This is a genomic window from Gammaproteobacteria bacterium (assembly GCA_015709695.1).
In the GTDB taxonomy this organism is placed as follows: Bacteria; Pseudomonadota; Gammaproteobacteria; order Steroidobacterales.
The window spans coordinates 2,676,624-2,696,279 of record CP054183.1 but is presented as its reverse complement, the minus strand read 5'-3'; the positions used below and the strand labels follow the sequence as shown (position 1 = coordinate 2,696,279).

The window sequence follows — 19,656 nt, the reverse complement described above, 5'->3', positions numbered from 1 at the left end:
TCCAAACGATTCCAGCGCAGTGTGGGCCAAGCCATAGACTGTAGATTTAGCTTTGCGTCATAACCTAAAATAAGACCGGTGCTTGTTTTAGGTTCGGCGACCCCGATGCATCGACCCCAACCCGGCCACTACCAGACGGTGACGACCACAGACGAAGCCTTCCGGGCCTTCGTCCCGGCGCCGTTGCCGCCGGAACCGCCGCTGGTCTGGTCGGCAGCGCTGCGCCATCGGTTCGACGCGGCGTTGGTGGCTCTGGGCCGGCTCGACTCGGTCACCGCGCTGCTGCCGAATGCAGCGCTGCTGCTCTACAGCTTCGTGCGCAAGGAGGCGGTGCTGTCGTCGCAGATCGAGGGTACCCAGTCCTCGCTCGCGGACCTGCTGCTCTACGAGATCGACGAGGTGCCGGGCGTGCCAGTCGAGGATGCGCGCGAGGTGAGCCGCTGCGTCGCCGCGCTGGAGCAGGGCCTCGAAGGGCTGCGCGGCGGCCTGCCGGTGTGTACGCGGCTGGTGTGCGACATGCATCGGGTGCTGCTCTCGCATCCCGGCGGGAAGGCCAAGGCGCCGGGCGAGCTGCGTCGCAGCCAGGTGTGGATCGGCGGCACGCGGCCCCGCAACGCGGTGTTCGTTCCGCCGCCGGCCGACGAGGTGCCGAAATGCCTCGCGCCGCTGGAGCGGTTCCTCAACGACGAACCGGAGCCGGTGCCGCCGCTGCTGAAGGCGGCGCTGGCGCACGTGCAGTTCGAGACCATCCACCCGTTTCTGGATGGCAACGGTCGCATCGGTCGGTTGCTGATCGTGCTGCAGCTCGTGGCCGACGGCGTGCTGCGCGAGCCTATGCTCTATCCCAGCCTGTACTTCAAGAAGCACCGCGCGCTTTACTACGAGCTGCTGAACGAAGTGCGGCTGCGCGGCGATTGGGAACGCTGGCTGGATTTCTTCGCCGAAGGCATCGAGGCCAGCGCGACGCAGGCGGTGGCGACGGCGAACACCTTGCTGGCGCTGGTGAATGCGGACCGCGACCGCATCGCCCGTCTCGGGCGCGCGGCGCCCTCCGCGCTCGCCGTGCATCAGGCGCTGCAGCGGCAGCCGATCGCGACGGCAACATCGCTGGTGAAGGCCACCGGACTCACGGCGGCGACGGTCAACAAGTCGCTGGCGCATCTGGAGCGCATCGCGGTCGTGGGTGAACTCACGAGCCGGCAGCGGGGACGGGTGTTCAGCTACCGCGAATACGTGAAGGAATTGGCGGCGGAGATGGAGACGCCGTGAACGAGCAGCAGCGGCTCGCGGCGCTGCAGGCTGAGAACGCGCGTCTCACTGCGCTGCTCGATGCCCACGGGATTCAATGGCGGCCATCGGCTGCGGCACCATTGGCCGTCCGTGAACCGGAATCCAGCACGCTCTCCCCGGAACAGAAGGTGGCGTTGTTCCGGAAACTGTTTCGTGGCCGCGTGGACGTGTACCCCGTCCGATGGGAGAGCAAGTCGTCGGGCAAGGCCGGCTACGCTCCCGCCTGCGGCAATGAGTGGCGCCCCGGCGTCTGCGAGAAGCCGCGCATCAGGTGCGGTGACTGCGCCCACCGACTGCTGCTTCCGGTTTCCGATGACGTGATATTCGGTCACCTCGCCGGCAAGCACACGATCGGCATCTACCCGCTGCTCTCCGACGATACCTGCCACTTCATCGCCGTCGACTTCGACGAATCAGATTGGCGTGATGACGCGAAGGCCTTCGCCCAATCGTGCGAAGGGCTGGGTGTGCCAGTTGCGCTCGAGATCTCGCGTTCCGGCAAAGGCGCGCACGCCTGGATCTTCTTCTCGATGTCGGTGCCGGCCCGGGACGCGCGCCGGCTGGCAACCGCGATCATCACGCATACCTGCGCACGTACCCGACAGTTGCGGTTGGCCTCGTACGACCGGTTGTTTCCGAACCAGGACACGATGCCAAAGGGCGGCTTCGGCAATCTGATTGCCTTGCCGCTGCAGAAGACTCCTCGCGAAAGCGGGCTCAGCGTATTCGTGGACGCCGCACTACAGCCGCACGTGGACCAATGGGCTTTTCTTGCTTCAGTACGGCGCATGGCGCTGCTCGATATCGAGCCCACGATCCTGCGCGCGACCGGTGGCGTCCATCCGCTGGATGTCACCTTCATCGATGACGAGGATCTGGCAACGCCGTGGAAGCGGGCGCCGGACCACGGCATCAGGCTTTCGGGAGACATGCCGAAGGCATTGACCCTGACGCTCGCGAACCTGATCTATTTCGACAAGGCGGAGGTCCCACAATCACTCGCGAATCGATTGATCCGGCTTGCGGCCTTCCAGAACCCCGAGTTCTACCGCGCTCAGGCGATGCGAATGTCGGTGTGGGACAAGCCGCGCGTGATCGGCTGCGCCGAGAACTTCCCCAGGCACATTGCGTTGCCAAGGGGCTGCCTGGATGCAGTCGTGGAACTGCTGCGCGTGAATGGCATTCGGTGCGAGATTCGCGACGAGCGGCTTTCCGGTGACGCGATCGATGTCGAGTTCGTCGGCTCGCTGAGGCGCGACCAGGAAACGGCTGTTGCTGCCATGCTCATTCATGAAACGGGCGTGCTTTGTGCGCCTACCGCCTTCGGCAAGACGGTCCTGGCGGCTGCCGTGATCGCGCAGCGACGCGTGAACACGCTGGTTCTCGTCCATCGCACCGAACTGCTGAAGCAGTGGCAGGAGCGCCTGCAGTCGTTCCTAGGCGTCGGCAAGGACGTCGTCGGCTTCATCGGCGGAGGAAAGTCCAAGCCCACCGGCAAGATCGATATCGCCGTGATGCAGTCGCTGTCGAGAAAGGGTGAAGTGAGCGCGCTGGTGGAGCGCTACGGGCAGGTGATCGTTGATGAATGCCATCATGTGGGGGCCGTCTCTTTCGATGCCATTCTCAAGCGTGCGAAGGCGAAGTTCGTGTTGGGCCTGACGGCCACGCCGATTCGGAGGGACGGCCAGCAGCCGATCATCTTCATGCAGTGCGGGCCGATCCGCTACAAGGCGGACCCTTCAGCCGATGCGCCCCACGATCTTGCCGTTATCCCCCACCTCCGCGAAGGACGTATCGATGTGCCGGCAGACGCCGGTATCCAGGATGTGTTCCGCCAGCTGGCGGGCGATGCGTCGCGAACTCGTGCGATCGCGCGGGAAGTCGCCACCGCCTATCAGCTCGGCCGGAAGGTGTTGGTGCTGACCGAGCGCACCGAACACGTCACGGCGATCGCCGGTGCGTTGAGTGATCGGGTAACCGTGCGGTTCGTGCTGCATGGACGGCTGTCGAAAAAGCAGAGGGTCGCAGTGATCGAGTGCCTGGCCGCGTTGCCAGAAAACGCGCCGCGCGTCTTGGTGGCCACCGGCAAGTTGATCGGCGAAGGTTTCGACCACCCGGCGCTCGACACGATGGTGTTGGCGATGCCGGTTTCATGGCGAGGCACGCTGCAGCAATACGCCGGCCGACTGCACCGACAACACGCTGCAAAGAGCGACGTGCGAATCATTGACTTCGTCGATGCCGGCCACCCCGCGCTGCTGCGAATGTGGGACAAGCGCCAGCGCGGGTATCGGGCGATGGGCTACCGAGTCGCGGCAGCCGACAAGCTCGTCGACGGCGAACACACCGAGGCATTGGAGCTTGGCGGAATAGGATAGAAGGCGGCGCCGCAGACCAACGGTTCACGCCGCCTGAAACGCCTTCCCGAACCGCCCGATGACGACCTTCCGCCCCTCCTCGATCTGGGCATCTACTAGGTCCGCCCACCACTGGAGCATCTCCCGGCGCTGGTTCAGGTATTCGGCTTTGTTGTAGACGCCGCGGACGCCCTTCTGCTCGTGGGCAAGCGCCTTTTCTATCCAGTCGGAGTTGAAGCCGGCCTCGTGAAGCTGCGTCGAGGCAGTGCGGCGGAAATCGTGGATGACGAAATCACGGATGCCGAGGTCCAGCGAACGGATGGCCTGATTCAGGGTGCTGTGGGCGATCGGCTCCTTTAGGGTATTCCGGCTTGGCAGCACCCATTGGGACTTGCTGGAGAGGCCCTTCAATTCCTCGAACATCGCGATCGCCTGCTTCGACAGCGGCACCAGGTGCGGCTTGTCCTTCTTCATGCGCTCGGCCGGAATCAGCCACTCCGCCTTGTCGAAGTCGATTTCTTCCCAACGCGCACCGATCAGTTCGCCCTTGCGGACCATACACAGGACCAACAGGTGCAGGGCCAGCTTGTGCTGGCGGCGAATGGACGATTGGTAGATACCGCGCAGTAGCTGGCCGATTTCCGTCTGTGTCAGTGCCACGTCGCGACTACGGGCCGTCGCGATGAAGCGCGCCTCGATGGCGGCGGCCGGGTTGAAGCGGGTCTTGCCGCGCGCGATGGCGTAGGCGAACAGCCGCTTGATGACGTTGCGGGTCTGCAGCGCCATCTGGTCGGCGCCGCGAGCCTTCACGGCGTCCGTGATCGCGAGGATGTCCTGGATTGTGACGTCGGCCACGGGCTTCTCGCCGATGGCGGGCAGCACGTCCTTGTCGAGCACGCGCCGGATGTTGCGCGGCTCGCTATTGGTGCGGCTGACGATGTCGGCGTACCAGAGGTCGGCGAACGCGGCGACGGAATCGGTGGCGCGCGCGGCGCGCGCATCCTTCTCGGCCTGCTTGGCCGAGGCTGGTGACCGGCCGTGGGCGATCATCGCCCGGCACTGCTCGCGCCACAGGCGGGCCTGAGCGATGGTGTGCGCGGGATACTCGCCCAGCGTCACGCGCTCCTTGCGCGAGTCGCGCCCGCCGAGCCGGTACTGCATGCGCCAGACTTTCTTGCCGGTAGGCTGCACCTCGACGTACAGCCCGCCGCCATCGGCGGACTGATAGGGCCGCTCGCGGGGCTGCAATCGCTGCAGTTTGGTGTCGGTGAGCGCCATGCGTGCCCCCATGGAAAATCGGGCGGTGCCCCACGGGGTTCTGCACACCCTCCGCATGGGGGCACCTATGGGGGCACACTAGCAAGGCTGCCCCCGGAGGGCAATCGACGGCAGTGGACGAAATGACCGAGAAATCCCGCATGAAATGCGATGCCGCTGGACGACTGCGGATGTCTCCGGACGCTTCGCTATTTTCCGATGCAGAACGCCCCGAAGATCCGCCCCAGCAGATCCTCGCTGCTGAACTCGCCGGTGATCTCGCCAAGCGCGTTCTGTACCTCGCGCAATTCCTCCGCCATGAGTTCCCCGGCCTGCTGCTCGCGCAGTTGCCGGCAGGCGGCCTCGAAGTGCTCGCGGGCCTGGCGGAGGCTCTCGAGGTGGCGGCGCCGGGCGGTGAAGCTGCCCTCCCCCGCGGGCTGGTAGCCGGCGACTTCGCGCAGCCGCCGGCGCAGCTCGGGCAGGCCGGCGCCGGTGAGGGCGCTCACCCGCAGCGCGCCGGGTTCGCCGGGCACGGAGCCCGCGGGCTCGCCGGTCAGGTCGATCTTGTTGCGCACCAGGGTGCGCGGGAGGCCTGCGGGCAACTCGGCGAGGAGCCCAGCGAGCGTCGCCTCGTCATCGGCGGCGGCGTCGATCACCACCAGCGCATGGTCGGCGCGGGCAAGCTCGGCCTGTGCGCGGCTGACACCCTCGGCTTCGACGAGGTCCTGCGCCTCGCGCAGGCCGGCGGTGTCGATGATGTGGATGGGCAGGCCGTCGATGTCGAGCTGCTCGCGGATGACGTCGCGGGTGGTGCCAGCCACGGGGGTGACGATGGCGGCGGCGTAGCCGGCGAGCGCGTTGAGCAGGCTCGATTTGCCGGCGTTGGGCCGCCCGGCGATGACCACGCGCAGCCCCTCGCGCAGCAGGCAGCCCTGGCGGGTGGCTTCCTCGAGGCGGCGGAAGGAGGCGGCCACGCCCGCCACCCTCGCGGCGAGCTCCTCGGCGCCGAGGAAGTCGATGTCCTCGTCGGGGAAATCGATCGCCGCTTCCACCCAGGTGCGCAGCGCGGTGACCTCCTCGGTGAGCGCGAGCACCGCGGCGGAGAAATCCCCGCGCAGCGAGCGCTGGGCGGCGCGGGCGGCGGCCTGCGAGTCGGCGTCGATGAGATCGGCGATGGCCTCGGCCTGGGTGAGGTCGAGCTTGTCGTTGAGGAAGGCGCGCTCGGTGAACTCCCCGGGGCGGGCGGGACGCGCGCCGAGCGCCATCACCCGCTCCACCAGCAACTCGGCGAGCACGTGGCCACCGTGGGCGTGCAGCTCGAGCACGTCCTCGCCCGTGAAGGAATGCGGCGCGGGGAAGTACAGCGCCAGGCCGAGATCGAGCGCCTCGCCGCCGGCATCACGGAAGCCGGCCAGGGTGGCGTGGCGGGGCTGCGGCAGCGCACCGAGCAGCTGCTGCGCCAGCTGCGGCACGGCCGGGCCCGAGACGCGGATCACCGCGATGCCGCCACGGCCGGGCGGCGTGGCGCGGGCGACGATGGTGTCGGTCGGGCTCATGCGGGCGCGCCGGATGCGGCGCGGGCTCCGGGGACAGGCGGGCCGCGGCTCAGTCGCCGGCGATGACCTTGTTGATGCGCCACTGCTGCAGGATCGACAGCAAGGAGTTGGTCAGCCAGTACAGCACCAGGCCCGCCGGGAAGAAGGCGAACATGCCGGCGAACATCACCGGCATCCACTTCATGACCTTGGCCTGCACGGGATCCGGCGGCGCGGGGTTGAGCTGTCCCTGCAGGTACATGGCCCCGGCCATCAGCAGCGGCAGGATGAAGTACGGGTCGCGGGTGGAGAGGTCGGTGATCCAGAGCATGAAGGGCGCCTGGCGCATTTCCACGCTCTCCAGCAGCACCCAGTAGTAGGCGATGAAGAACGGGATCTGGATCAGCATCGGCAGGCAGCCGGCGGCGGGATTGACCTTCTCCCGCTTGTAGAGATCCATGAGGGCTTCGCTGAGTTTCTGCCGGTCGTCCTTGTAGCGCTCCTGGATGGCCTGCATGCGCGGCTGCATCTGCCGCATGCGCGCCATGGAACGGCCGCTGGTCTCGGTGAGCTTGTAGAAGGCGAGCTTGATCAGCAGCGTCGCCAGGATGATCGACCAGCCCCAGTTGCCCACCACCTTGTGGATCTGCTCCAGCAGCCAGAACAGCGGTTGCGCCAGGAGCGTCAGTCGCCCGTAGTCCACCGTCAGCTTCAGGCCATCGGCGACCTGCGCCAGCTGTGCCTGCAGCTTCGGGCCGACGAACAGCTGCGCGTGGAGTTCCGCCTCGCCACCCGGGGCCACCACGGTCGCCGGGCCGACGGCGCTGAGGGTGTAGACGTTGTTGGCGACCCGGCCCTCATAGGCGTATTGCTGGTCCGCCGGCGGCACGGCAGCCGCGAGGAAATGGTGCTGGATGGCCGCGATCCAGCCCCTGGCGAGCTGCTGGTGGAACGGCTCCGCTGCCATCTCTGCGACATCGAGCTTGGTGTACTTCTTGCCGTCGTAGGCCACCGGGCCGGTGAACGAATAGGAGTCGACGTTGAAGTACGAGCGCTCCGGCGGATTATTCAGCCGCTGGATCTCCAGGTAGCTCGCCACGCTGTAGGGCTCGGTGCCGAGGTTGTGCACCGCATACTCCAGGCCGATGGCATAGCTGCCGCGCCGGAAGCGGTAGGTCTTCGCCACGCTGGCCCTGCCCGGCGCCTCCCAGGTCAGGGTTACCGCGAGCTCGTCGCTGCCGTCGGCCAGCCGGTACTCCGACTGGTCGGCATGCATCAGCGCGAGATGGTCGGCTTCCGGCTGCCCTGCCGCGGAGCGCAGGCCGGTGTGGAAGGCAAACAGGTTGTCGGGCGCCGGATTCAGCAGCTGCACCGGCACGTCCGGCTGGTCCTTGTGCACGGGGTAGACCGGCAGGCGAACGCTGCGGATGTCACCACCGAGGGTGTCGATGGTGAGGTCCAGCACGTCGGTGCGCACGTGGATGAGCTCGCCGGTCTGCGCGACTGGCGCTGCGGTGGGCGCCGCGGCCGCGCCGGCGGCGGTGGCCGGTGCCCCTGCGACGGCGGGCAGCGCCGGAGTCGCCGGTTGCGGTGTGGCGGTCGCCGCCGGCGTGGCCGGCGCCTTGGGTGCGTAGTCGAGCTGCCAGGCCTGGTAGCAGCTCCAGATCAGCAGCACCACGCCCACCCAGAGGGCGAGGCGCATGTTCTCCATCACGGAATCACTCATGGCTCAGGACTGCGGCAGCATATCGCGCTGCAGGCGGCGCCAGTGGCCCGCGAGGCTCGAGCGGATATCGGCGTTGGTGGCGGTGGCCGCCGTCTCCCGGACGAGCACCACGATGTCGAGACCGAGATCCCGGATCCCGCCCTGGCGAAAACTCTCGCGGACCTGGCGGCGGACCCGGTTGCGCGCCACCGCGGTACGCAGGCGTTTTGCGGACGTTGTCATGCCCAGGCGGGAATGCTCGAAACCGGAGGGGCGGTACAACACCGTGAACAGTCGATCGGCTGAACGCCGTCCTTGCTTGAAAACCGCCTCGAAATCCGCCGCGCGGGTCAGCCGGAGGCGGATCGGAAAACCCTGCGGCCGATGCCCTGTCTGCGCGTCTGCCGCCGGCCCGGGCAATCAGGGAATCAGGCGGACACGGCCCTTGGCACGCCGCCGCTTGAGCACCAGACGGCCGCCGCGCGTGGCCATGCGGGCCCGAAAGCCATGAGTGCGGCTGCGTTTCAGCTTGCTGGGTTGGTATGTGCGCTTCATGGCGGGTAAAAGCCTTCTGGAAACAAAGCGATGGGCCGTTCTTTAGAGCGCGAAAGGTTACGCAGCTGTCCCGGTGCTGTCAATCCTGAAATGCCTTGTGGATAACCCCGGATCACGGCGATAGACTTCCCGTCCCCCGCATTCCCGCACCACAACGAACGACACACCAGGGGCCAAGGCGTGGCGACATCCCTCTGGAACGGCTGCCTCCGGCAACTGCAGGCGGACCTTTCCGAAACGGAATTCAATACCTGGATCCGGCCGCTGCAGGCGGTCGAGGACGGCGGCACGCTGCGTTTGCTGGCGCCGAACCGCTTCGTCATCGATTGGGTCACCAACCGCTGTCTCGCGCGCATTCAGGAAGTGGTTGGCCGCGATGCGGTTTCAGGAACAGCCGCGGTGATTCTGCAGGTCGGCAGCCGCGGCCTGGCGCCGGAGGCCAGCGTCACGGCACCGGCTGCGGTGCCGGCAGCTCTGAAGCCCGCACCGCTGGGTGGCAAGCTCAACCCCACCTACACCTTCCAGCGCTTCGTCGAGGGCAAGAGCAACCAGCTGGCACGCGCCGCGGCCATGCAGGTGGCGCGCAACCCCGGGAGTGCCTACAACCCGCTGTTCATCTACGGGGGTGTCGGCCTTGGCAAGACACACCTGATGCAGAGCATCGGCAATGCCATCGTCGCCGAGCGACCTTCGGCGAACGTGGCCTATGTCCACTCCGAGCAGTTCGTGCAGGACATGGTGTCGGCGCTGCGGCATAACACCATCAGCGAGTTCAAGAAGACCTACCGCTCGCTCGACGCCCTGCTGATCGACGACATCCAGTTCTTTGCCGGTAAGGACCACTCCCAGGAAGAATTCTTCCATACATTCAATGCCTTGCTGGAAGGCCAGCGGCAGATGGTGCTGACCTGCGACCGCTATCCGAAGGAAGTCTCCGGGCTGGAGGAGCGGCTGAAGTCACGCTTCGGCTGGGGCCTGACGGTGGCCATCGAGCCGCCGGAGATGGAAACCAGCGCGGCCATCCTCATTACCAAGGCCGCGGCGCAGGACGTCGAGCTGCCGGAGGAAGTGGCCTTCTTCATGGCGCAGAGGATCCGCTCCAACGTCCGCGAGCTCGAAGGAGCGCTGCGTCGGGTGATCGCCAACTCCAGTTTCACGGGGCGGCCGATCGACCTGGATTTCGCCCGCGAGGCACTGCGCGACCTGCTGGCCCTGCAGGAGCGGCTGGTGACCATCGAGAACATCCAGAAGACGGTGGCCGAGTATTTCAAGATGCGCGTGGCCGACGTGCTGTCCCAGCGACGCAGCCGCTCCGTTGCGCGGCCACGGCAGATTGCCATGAGTCTGGCGAAGGAACTGACCCGCCACAGCCTGCCGGAGATCGGTGACGCTTTCGGTGGCCGTGACCACACCACCGTGCTGCATGCCTGCCGGCGGATCCAGGAGCTGCGCGAGTCCGACACGAAGGTACGAGAGGACTACCAGAACCTGCTGCGTACCCTGACCAATTGAAACTGCCTGAATCCTGTCGATGAGACGGGCTGAAGCTGTGGACCAGTGGTGGATGGTTTTTTGCGGCGATTCGACCAACAGCTTACGCACAGCGCGCCAGCAGAATTCGCGGCTGCTTATACAGGCCGTGGTTCGTTGCAAGCGGGTGTACCGGCGCGGAATTCAGGATTTCCGCACACGCCGGTCGGGCATAATTGAAGTAATCGATAGATTCAGATATTCAGGAATTCAATCTTAATCGGGGTCCCCCATGAAGTTGTCGATCTCGCGGGATGCGCTCCTCAAGCCATTGCAATCCATCATCGGTGTCGTTGAACGCAAACAGACGATGCCGATCCTGGCCAACGTGCTGCTGGTGGCCAAGGACGACAGGCTGACGGCTACCGCCACGGATCTCGAGGTCGAACTGGTCGCGGTGGCGATGGCCGAGCGGATCGATGTGCCCGGAGAGATCACCGTTCCCGGCCGCAAGCTGCTGGATATCGCCAGGGCGCTGCCGGAGGGCGTGAAGGTCGGCCTGCAGCTCGATGGCGATCGACTGGTCATCAAGGCCGGCAGAACGCGATTCGTGTTGTCGACGTTGCCGGCAGCGGAATTCCCCCTGGTCGATGGCATCGAAGCCAGCAATCGCCTGAAGCTGCCCCAGAAGGAGGTCGCGCGCCTGATCGACAAGACGCAGTTCTCCATGGCACAGCAGGACGTGCGCTACTACCTGAATGGCCTGATGCTGGAGTGCTCGAAGAAGAGGCTGCGCGCCGTAGCCACCGATGGCCATCGCCTGGCACTTTGTGATATTAATCTTGAAAATCAAGATGTTACAGCTGGTCAGGTCATCGTTCCTCGCAAGGGCGTGATCGAGTTGCACAAGCTTCTTGGCGACGGGGAGATGGTCGATCTGACCATCGGCAGCAATCACATCCGTGCCAATCTCGAGGGCATCCGCTTCACCTCCAAGCTGATAGATGGACGTTTCCCGGACTACGAGCGGGTCATCCCGAGCAGCGGCGCCGCCACGCTGACGGCTGAGCGTGAGATTCTGCGGGGAGCCCTGCAGCGTGCGGCGATCCTGTCGAATGAAAAGTATCGGGGCGTGCGCCTCGAGCTGGGCAAGGACCTGCTCAAGGTGCAGGCCAACAATCCGGACCAGGAAGAGGCGCAGGACGAGATCGAGGTGCAATATTCCGGGGCCGCCATCGAAATCGGCTTCAACGTGACCTACCTCCTCGATGCGCTTGCGGTGGTCGACGGGGATACGGTGGAGATCGATTTCCTCGACGCAAACAGCAGTTGCCTCATCCGTGGTGGCAAGGGCAGTCACGCGAAGTACGTCGTGATGCCGATGCGGCTGTAAGCGGGCGGCGCCGGCGACTCCCCTGCCCTTGCTGGCTGACATCCGGGTCCGGGACTTTCGCTGTATCGGCGACGCGGACCTGAGCTTCGACCCGGACCTGAATGTTCTTGCCGGTGCCAACGGTGCCGGCAAGACTTCCTTCCTCGAAGCCATCTATTTCCTGGGCCGTGGCCGTTCGTTCCGTGCGGCCGACAACCGCGTGCTGGTCCGCTCCGGGCAATCGGCCGCCGAGATCGGCGGCCACCTCGATTCGCAGCCGGCAGGCACCTTCCTGGGCGTTCGCATTGCCGCCGGCGGACTCGATATCCACGTCGGCGGGCAGGCCGGCTGCGGGCCCGCAGACCTTGCCTCTCACTTCGCCGTGCAGGCAATCGATGCCGACATCAGTAGTCTTGGCCAGGGCCCGCCGGAAGCCCGGCGCCGCCTCCTCGACTGGGGCGTGTTCCACGTGAAACATGACTTTCTCCGTTCCTGGAGATCGTTCCGGAGAGCGCTGGCGCAGCGGAATGCGGCGCTTCGTGATCAGGCCGCGGATGCCGTGCTGGCCGCCTGGGAAGTGGAGCTCGCCACGTCGGGTGAGGCCGTCGATGCCTCGCGCCAGGCCTACCTCGCTGAATTGACGCCCCGTTTCCAGGACATTGGGGAACGTCTGCTTGGCGCCGCGGTTTCCCTGGACTACAGCCCGGGATGGACTGATGGCCTGCCGCTGGCGGAGGCCCTGGCTGGCAGCCGTGCAGCCGACCGACTGGCCGGGTACACCCGAGTCGGCCCCCAGAGGGCAGACCTGCGCTTCGAGATCGATGCCGAGCGTTCCCGCTGGCGGGCATCCAAGGGGCAGCAGAAGCTCCTGGGTGCCTCCCTGGTCCTGGCCCAGGCGGATCTGGCAGCCGGCAGCGGCAATGCGAAATCGGCTTTGGTCGTGGATGAACCTGCAGCCGACCTTGACGGAGAGCGGCTCGCTGCGCTGATACGGGCACTCGAGGCTGCACCGGCTCAGGTTTTCCTGGCCTGCATCAACCCCCGGGAACTGCCGCTGTCGCGGCCTGGAAAGTTGTTCCACGTGGAACACGGTAACGCTAAAGCTTTGTTATAATTCACGAAATTCTATACAGCGAGCACCGTTGATGACCGGAAGCGACAAGTACGATTCAAGCACAATCAAGGTCTTACGTGGGCTTGATGCAGTGCGAAAGCGGCCGGGCATGTACATCGGCGACACCGATGACGGTACCGGCCTGCATCACATGGTGTTCGAGGTCGTCGACAATTCGATCGATGAAGCGCTTGCGGGCTTCTGCACCGAAGTCACCATCGCCATTCACCAGGACGGCTCGCTGACTGTAGGTGATGACGGCCGCGGGATCCCGGTGGACATCCATCCGGAAGAGGGCGTGTCAGCGGCCGAGGTGATCCTCACCGTCCTGCACTCCGGCGGCAAGTTCGACCAGAACTCGTACAAAGTGTCCGGCGGCTTGCATGGCGTGGGTGTTTCGGTGGTCAATGCCCTGTCGGAAACGCTGGACCTCACCATTTTCCGTGGTGGCCAGATTCACGAGCAGCGCTACCGGATGGGCGATCCCGAAGCGCCCCTCAGGGTAACCGGTACCACGCGGAAGACCGGAACGGTCATCCGCTTCAAGCCCAGCGGCCAGATCTTCAGCAATGTCGAGTTCCACTACGACATCCTGGCCAAGCGACTGCGCGAGCTCTCGTTCCTGAACCCCGGTATCCGCATCCAGCTCAGCGACGAGCGCGACGGCCGCCAGGAAACCTTCCAGTTCGAGGGCGGCATTCGTGCCTTCGTCGAGCACCTGAATCGGAACAAGACCCCGATTCAGCCGACAGTTATCTTCATCTCCCGCGAACAGGACGGCATCCTCGTCGAAGCTGCAATGCAGTGGAACGATGGCTATCAGGAAAACATGTTCTGTTTCACCAACAACATCCCGCAGAAGGATGGCGGCACGCACCTGGTGGGTTTCCGCAGCGCCCTCACCCGTACCCTGAACGGCTATATCGAGCGGGAGCTCAACGGCAAGCGGGACAAGCTGCCGACCACCGGTGACGACGCCCGCGAGGGCCTCACGGCGGTCCTGTCCGTCAAGCTGCCCGACCCGAAGTTCTCTTCCCAGACCAAGGACAAGCTGGTGTCCTCCGAGGTCAAGGGCATCGTGGAATCCGTCGTGGCGGAGCGGCTGGAAGCCTTCCTGCTGGAGCATCCGCCCGAAGCGAAGATCATCGTTGCGAAAATCGTCGAAGCAGCACGGGCCCGCGAGGCGGCCCGCAAGGCGCGCGAGCTCACACGCCGCAAGGGCGCCCTGGATATCGCCGGCCTGCCGGGCAAGCTCGCCGACTGCCAGGAAAAGGATCCGTCCCTCTCGGAGATCTTCCTCGTCGAGGGCGATTCAGCGGGCGGCTCGGCCAAGCAGGGCCGCGACCGGCGCACCCAGGCCGTGCTGCCGCTCAAGGGCAAGATCCTCAACGTGGAGAAGGCGCGCTTCGACCGCATGCTCGCCAGCGACGAGATCGGCACCCTGATCACCGCGCTGGGCTGTGGCATCGGCCGCGAGGACTTCGACGTAGAAAAGCTGCGCTATCACCGGATCATCATCATGACGGACGCCGACGTCGACGGCTCCCATATCCGCACGTTGCTGCTGACCTTCTTCTACCGGCAGATGCCCGAGCTGATCGCTCGCGGCCACGTCTACATTGCCCAGCCTCCGCTCTACAAGGTCAAGCGCGGCAAGCAGGAGCAGTACGTCAAGGACGACGCCGAGCTCAATGCCTATCTGGTCAATGTGGCACTGGAAGGCGCAGCACTTCATGTCAGCGCCAATGCGCCGCCCATCCAGGGTACCGCGCTGGCAGCACTGGCGGAGAAATTCGTCCGGGTGATGGCGGTTACCGAGCGCCTTGGCCGTCGCTACGACCGGCACGTCCTCGAGCAGATGATCTACGCGCCCGCTGTCGACCGCGAGCATGCCACCGATGCAGCCTGGATGACCGGCTGGATCGGCGATCTCGAGCAGGCGCTGCGTGCGTCACTGAATGGCGACGGCGCCAGTTACCGGCTGTCCGCGATCGAAACCGATGGCGGTCTTGCCGGCATCCGCATCCAGCGCGAGCGGCACAGCCTCGCGGAAATCCACGAGATCTCCATCCGCTTTTTCGAGTCACCCGAGTACGCGCAGCTCGTGGACCTCGGCCAGAGCCTGGTGGGGCTCATCGGCGAAGGCGCGTACGTCAGCCGCGGGCAGGATCGCCAGCCGGTGACGGGCTTCCACCAGGCCATGGACTGGCTGCTGGGCGAGGCGCGCCGGGGCCAGACCATCCAGCGCTACAAGGGCCTGGGCGAAATGAATCCCGAGCAGCTCTGGGAAACGACGGTCAATCCGCAGACGCGACGCCTCATGCAGGTGCGCATCGAAGACGCGGTCTCGGCTGATGAGATCTTCACCACGCTGATGGGTGACCAGGTCGAACCGCGACGCGACTTCATCGAGCGCAACGCCCTGACCGTCTCCAACCTGGACGTCTGAACCGCCCGGTCAGCCGCGCGGGGGGCGCAGGTCCGCAACCTGCGCTTCGATCCAGCGCTGCACGTCGTCATTGAACTCGCGGGGATCCCGGCCGGCGGGATCCATCGGCGCGCCGATGCGGAAGATCACTGTCCCCGGCCGCTTGCGCAAGCCGCGCCGTGGCCAGAAGTCGCCGGCGTTGTGCGCCACGGGCACCACCACGCAACCCGCCTGCTGCGCCAGCAAGGTGCCGCTGATGCCGTAGCGGCGCGTCTCGCCCGGCGGCATGCGTGTCCCTTCCGGGAAGACCATTACCCAACGGCCCCGTGCCAGCTGCTGCCGGCCCTGCTCGACGACCTGGTTCACCGCACCGCTGCGGGCCTTGCGGTTGATGGCAATCGGGTCGAGCGCGGCGAGTGCCCAGCCGAAGAACGGCGCCCACATCAGCTCGCGCTTCAGTACCCAGCACTGCGCCGGGAACAGCAGCATCTGCGCGATGGTCTCGTAGGCCGATGAGTGCTTCATCAGCGCCACTCCAGGCACTGACGGCACGTTCTCCATGCCTTCGATGCGGTAGTCGAGCCTGCAGATCAGGCGGCAGAGGCGGGTCGTCAGGCGGGCCCAGGCGACCGCCACCCGGTACGAAGCCGCCACCCCTGCCGGTCGCACCAGAATCGCGGCCAGCGCGTAGGGTGGAATGGTCAGGAACATGAGGGATGTGAAGACCAGCGAAGCGATCACGGCAGCTCTCTGCACAGCACACCGGCCGCTGCCGCAAGATCGTCGTAGACCTCCAGCTTCGCACCCCTGGCCAGGAGTCGCGCCTCCGTTTCCATGCCATTGCCGGTACGCACGAGGATGGCTCGGGCACCCACGGCCAGTGCGGCGAGCAGGTCGCGCTCGGAATCACCGATGACAGGGTGACCTGCCAGCGGGCAATGGAACGCGGCCTCGATCTGCCGCATCAGCCCAGGCCGCGGCTTGCGGCAGTCGCAATCGGCATCCGGGGCATGCGGGCAGATGAAAATCCCGGCAAGCCGGCCACCCGCCGCCTCGATGCAGCCGGTCATCCTGCGATGGATCGCCACCAGGGTTTCCGCGGTGAACAAGCCCCGGCCGACACCGGACTGGTTGCTGGCGACCACCACGGCAAAGCCGCTGCGCGTCAGGCGCGCGATGGCATCCATGGCGCCCGGCAGCGGTATCCATTCCGCCGGCGATCGGATGAAATCGGGCGATTCGCGGTTGATCACGCCATCACGGTCCAGCACCACCAGCCTGCAAGCCTTAGCGGTCATGGGCCGGCGCGGACCTTCAGGCAACGTTGAGACAGGACAGATCAGCCACGTCCAGGAACAGCTGACGCAGATCCTGCAGCAGCGCCAGCCGGTTCTGGCGCAGGGCCGCATCCTCGCTCATCACCATGACGGCGGAGAAGAAGGCGTCCAGCGGATCGCGCAGCCCTGCCAGGCGCTGCAGCACCTCGCCGTAACGGCGGTCCACGAGGCCCGCCTGGTGCACCGGCAACAGCGCTTCGAGGGCGGCATGCAGCTGCCGCTCCTCGGTGGTTTCGAACAAGGCGGGATCCACCAACGCGGGATCGACGCCCGTGGCCGTCCTGAGGATGTTGGCGATACGCTTGTTGGCGATGGCGAGCCCGGGCGCCTCGTCCATCTCCATGAAGGAGCGCACGGCGAGCAGCCTCGCGTGGAAGTCCAGCGGCGATGCGGGAGCACGCAGCCGCACGGCCTCGAACATCTCCGCCGTCACCTGGCCGGCACGGATCCCCGGTGCCTGTCCTTCGAGGTACCAGGCGCGCAAGCGTTCGATGATGAAATCGTAGAGGTCCTGGCCAATGCTCCGGGGGTCGGCGGCTTTCGCCGGCTGCAAGGCCAGCGCGCTGGCGATGAATTCCGGCAACGGCAGCTCGATGCCGCCCTCGATCAGGGTCCGGACCAGGCCAAGCGCTGCACGCCGCAGGCCGAAGGGATCCTTGTTGCCGCTCGGCCGCTTGCCGAGGGCGAAGGCGCCGGCGAGTGTGTCGAGCCGCTCGGCGAGGGCCAGGCAGCGGCCGGGACCGGTGGTGGCCAGCCGGTCACCGGCATGTCGTGGCAGGTACTGCTCTTCGATGGCCATCGCGACGGCATCGGGCTCGCCATTGCGCAGGGCGTAGTAGTAGCCCATCCGGCCCTGCAGTTCGGGGAATTCCTTCACCATGTCCGTGAGCAGATCGGCCTTGGCGAGAAATGCCGCCCGCTCCACCGCATCCGGTGCGGCGCCAAGGCGGCCGGCAATCTGCACGCCGAGAGCCGCCATGCGGGACGATTTGTCCTTCAGGCTGCCGAGGCCACGCTGGAAGACGATGTCGGCGAGGGCGGGCGCGCGCTCGGCAAGAGGCTTGCGCAGGTCCTGCGTCCAGAAGAACGACGCGTCGGCCAGGCGGGGTTTCACCACGCGTTCGTTGCCGAGTTGTACCTGGGCAGGATCGCTGCTGCGCAGGTTGCTGATGGTGATGAAGTTCGGGAGCAGCCTGCCATCGGCGCCCCGCATCGGGAAGTAGCGCTGGTGACCCTGCAGGGTGGCCATCAACACCTCTTCGGGGAGGTCCAGGTAAGCCGGATCGAAGCGGCCCGTGACGGCGACCGGCCATTCGACAAGCGAGGTGACTTCATCGAGGACCGCGTCCTCCGTCACGGCCTCGCCGCCGAGCTGCCGGCCAGCCGACATGGCGAGTTCACGCACCATGCCGCGCCGTTCGATGAAGTCGGCGATGACGCAACCGGCACCGCGCAAGGCGGATGGGTAATCCGCCGGGCTGCGCAGCTCGATGGCACCGGTCGACATGAAGCGATGGCCACGGGTGTGCCTGCCCGCCTGCAGGCCGAGGATCTCCGCCGGTACCACGGCCTCGCCGAGCAGCATCACCAGCCAGTGGACCGGCCGGACGAACTCGACCTCACGGTTGCCCCAGCGCATGCGGCGCGGCACCGGCAAGCCAGCCAGCGCCTCGGCGACGAGTCCTGGCAGGATGTCGGCAGCAGCCTTGCCGGCAGATTCGCCGCGGAAAACCAGCCAGGATCCGGCTGGTGTTTCCAGCTTTTCCAGCGCATCGACCTCCACGGCGCAGGTTTGCGCGAAGGCCAGGGCGGCGCGGGTGGGCTGGCCTGCGGCATCGAAGGCCACTTTCAGCGGCGGTCCGCGCTTCTCGACCCGTTGCGCCGCCTGTTCCACCGCAAGGTCGGGGACCAGCACGGCGAGGCGACGTGGTGTCGCGAACGAACGGGCCTCGGCGCCGCCCAGGTTTGCGGCGTTCAGCCGGCTGACGACACCGTCGCGGAAAGCGAGTTCGAGGTCGCGCAGTGCCTTGGGCGGCAGCTCTTCGGTGCCAATCTCGACGAGGAAGTCGGCGTGCGCCGGCATCGGGGACAACTCCGGTCGGAAACGGGATCAGGCAGCCGGCCGGGCCGCATTACCCATCGGGAAACCGAGCGACGCCCGGCTGTCGTAGTAGGCCTGTGCAACCAGTCGCGCCAGTTCACGAACACGCAGGATGTAGCGCTGACGCTCACTCACGGAGATGGCCTGGCGGGCGTCGAGCAGGTTGAAACTGTGGGAAGCTTCGAGCACCTGCTCGTAGGCCGGCAGGGTGAGCTGGTTGCCGATCAACGCCTTGCATTGGCGCTCGGCGTCATCGAAGCGTGCAAAAAGCACCCCGGTGTCTGCACACTCGAAATTGTAGCGGGACATTTCCACCTCGTTCTGGTGGAACACATCGCCGTAGCTGACGCGCCCGAACGGACCATCGGTCCAGGTCAGGTCGTAGACACTCTCGGCGTCCTGCAGGTACATGGCAATCCGTTCGAGGCCGTAGGTGATCTCGCCGCTGACCGGACGGCAGTCGAGGCCGCCGACCTGCTGGAAGTACGTGAACTGCGTGACTTCCATGCCATTCAGCCACACCTCCCAACCCAGTCCCCAGGCGCCGAGTGTCGGTGATTCCCAGTTGTCCTCGACGAAACGGATATCGTGCACCAGCGGATCGATGCCCAGCGAGCGCAGCGAATCCAGGTACAGGTCCTGGATGTTGTCGGGCGACGGCTTGAGGATCACCTGGAACTGGTAGTAGTGCTGCAGCCGGTTCGGGTTCTCGCCATAGCGACCGTCGGTTGGCCGGCGGCTGGGCTGCACGTACGCCGCACTCCAGGGCTCGGGCCCGATGGCGCGCAGGAAGGTGGCCGAGTGGAAGGTGCCCGCGCCCATCGGCATGTCGTAAGGCTGCAGGAGAACGCAGCCCTGGCCGGCCCAATAATGCTGCAGTGCCAAAATGAGGTCCTGGAAGGTCGCTGGCGGGCGGCTGGCGGTCACGCGTGAAACCCATGAAAAATCAGGCGCGGAAGTATAACGTTCTTTGTCCCGGCCTCTGCCCGGCCGCCGAAATGGTCACGGTTGGCCCGCATGCGCTACATTGGTGCAGTCAAGTGCCAGTGCGCACCATGATGGTGCATGCTGGATGAGCAGAAGATACAAATTTCACGTCTAATCAATCTCTTATAGTCGCACCGTTTCTGGCACG

The 19,656-nt window shown here is 65.9% G+C and carries 15 protein-coding genes; 6 read left to right on the top strand and 9 right to left on the bottom strand.

Going from position 1 to position 19,656, the window contains the following annotated elements:
* Positions 1–105: 105 nt before the first annotated feature.
* Together HRU81_12485 and HRU81_12480 are read left to right on the top strand one after the other, a co-directional pair.
* Positions 106–1,269: a Fic family protein gene (locus tag HRU81_12485; GenBank protein QOJ32863.1), complete on the top strand. Its 1,164-nt coding sequence runs from the start codon at positions 106–108 to the stop codon at positions 1,267–1,269.
* On the top strand, positions 1,266–3,668 hold the full coding sequence (locus HRU81_12480) for a DEAD/DEAH box helicase family protein (GenBank protein QOJ32862.1): 2,403 nt from the start codon (positions 1,266–1,268) through the stop codon (positions 3,666–3,668). Before HRU81_12485 ends, HRU81_12480 begins: the two co-directional genes overlap by 4 nt.
* A gap of 24 nt (positions 3,669–3,692) precedes the next feature.
* Here HRU81_12480 and HRU81_12475 read toward each other — a convergent pair whose 3' ends face one another.
* The 5 genes from HRU81_12475 to rpmH form a co-directional block, all read right to left on the bottom strand.
* On the bottom strand, positions 3,693–4,925 hold the full coding sequence (locus HRU81_12475; GenBank protein ID QOJ32861.1) for a tyrosine-type recombinase/integrase: 1,233 nt from the start codon (positions 4,923–4,925) through the stop codon (positions 3,693–3,695).
* A 188-nt stretch (positions 4,926–5,113) separates the two neighbouring features.
* Positions 5,114–6,460, bottom strand: coding sequence for a tRNA uridine-5-carboxymethylaminomethyl(34) synthesis GTPase MnmE (gene mnmE / locus HRU81_12470; protein QOJ32860.1), 1,347 nt, complete (start codon positions 6,458–6,460; stop codon positions 5,114–5,116).
* 49 nt (positions 6,461–6,509) lie between these two features.
* Complete coding sequence (yidC, locus tag HRU81_12465; GenBank protein QOJ32859.1) at positions 6,510–8,165, bottom strand: membrane protein insertase YidC; 1,656 nt, start codon at positions 8,163–8,165, stop codon at positions 6,510–6,512.
* A 3-nt stretch (positions 8,166–8,168) separates the two neighbouring features.
* The gene (gene rnpA, locus HRU81_12460; protein ID QOJ32858.1) at positions 8,169–8,564 is read right to left on the bottom strand and encodes a ribonuclease P protein component; all 396 of its coding nucleotides are present in this window, start codon (positions 8,562–8,564) and stop codon (positions 8,169–8,171) included.
* Positions 8,565–8,699: a 50S ribosomal protein L34 gene (rpmH, locus tag HRU81_12455; protein ID QOJ32857.1), complete on the bottom strand. Its 135-nt coding sequence runs from the start codon at positions 8,697–8,699 to the stop codon at positions 8,565–8,567.
* 120 nt (positions 8,700–8,819) lie between these two features.
* Between rpmH and dnaA the strand changes: the two genes are divergently transcribed.
* The 4 genes from dnaA to gyrB all read left to right on the top strand — a co-directional run bounded on the left by dnaA (position 8,820) and on the right by gyrB (position 15,104).
* Complete coding sequence (dnaA, locus tag HRU81_12450) at positions 8,820–10,211, top strand: chromosomal replication initiator protein DnaA (protein ID QOJ33403.1); 1,392 nt, start codon at positions 8,820–8,822, stop codon at positions 10,209–10,211.
* A 250-nt stretch (positions 10,212–10,461) separates the two neighbouring features.
* Positions 10,462–11,562 (top strand): DNA polymerase III subunit beta, encoded by a 1,101-nt coding sequence (dnaN, locus tag HRU81_12445; protein QOJ32856.1) that lies wholly within the window; start codon positions 10,462–10,464, stop codon positions 11,560–11,562.
* 28 nt (positions 11,563–11,590) lie between these two features.
* Positions 11,591–12,655 (top strand): DNA replication and repair protein RecF, encoded by a 1,065-nt coding sequence (recF, locus tag HRU81_12440; protein QOJ32855.1) that lies wholly within the window; start codon positions 11,591–11,593, stop codon positions 12,653–12,655.
* 31 nt (positions 12,656–12,686) lie between these two features.
* Positions 12,687–15,104, top strand: a complete 2,418-nt coding sequence (gene gyrB / locus HRU81_12435) for a DNA topoisomerase (ATP-hydrolyzing) subunit B (protein QOJ32854.1) — start codon at positions 12,687–12,689, stop codon at positions 15,102–15,104.
* A gap of 9 nt (positions 15,105–15,113) precedes the next feature.
* On the opposite strand, the gene HRU81_12430 is transcribed toward gyrB, so the two are convergent.
* Genes HRU81_12430 through glyQ form a run of 4 tightly spaced genes read right to left on the bottom strand, consistent with a single transcriptional unit; the run spans position 15,114 to position 19,448 of the window.
* The gene (locus HRU81_12430; protein ID QOJ33402.1) at positions 15,114–15,794 is read right to left on the bottom strand and encodes a 1-acyl-sn-glycerol-3-phosphate acyltransferase; all 681 of its coding nucleotides are present in this window, start codon (positions 15,792–15,794) and stop codon (positions 15,114–15,116) included.
* 26 nt (positions 15,795–15,820) lie between these two features.
* Positions 15,821–16,381 carry a D-glycero-beta-D-manno-heptose 1,7-bisphosphate 7-phosphatase gene (gmhB, locus tag HRU81_12425; GenBank protein QOJ32853.1) on the bottom strand — a complete coding sequence of 187 codons (561 nt, stop codon included), beginning with the start codon at positions 16,379–16,381 and terminating at the stop codon, positions 15,821–15,823.
* Positions 16,382–16,397: 16 nt separating this feature from the next.
* Positions 16,398–18,503: a glycine--tRNA ligase subunit beta gene (locus HRU81_12420; protein ID QOJ32852.1), complete on the bottom strand. Its 2,106-nt coding sequence runs from the start codon at positions 18,501–18,503 to the stop codon at positions 16,398–16,400.
* 27 nt (positions 18,504–18,530) lie between these two features.
* Positions 18,531–19,448, bottom strand: a complete 918-nt coding sequence (gene glyQ / locus HRU81_12415; protein ID QOJ32851.1) for a glycine--tRNA ligase subunit alpha — start codon at positions 19,446–19,448, stop codon at positions 18,531–18,533.
* Positions 19,449–19,656 lie beyond the last annotated feature (208 nt).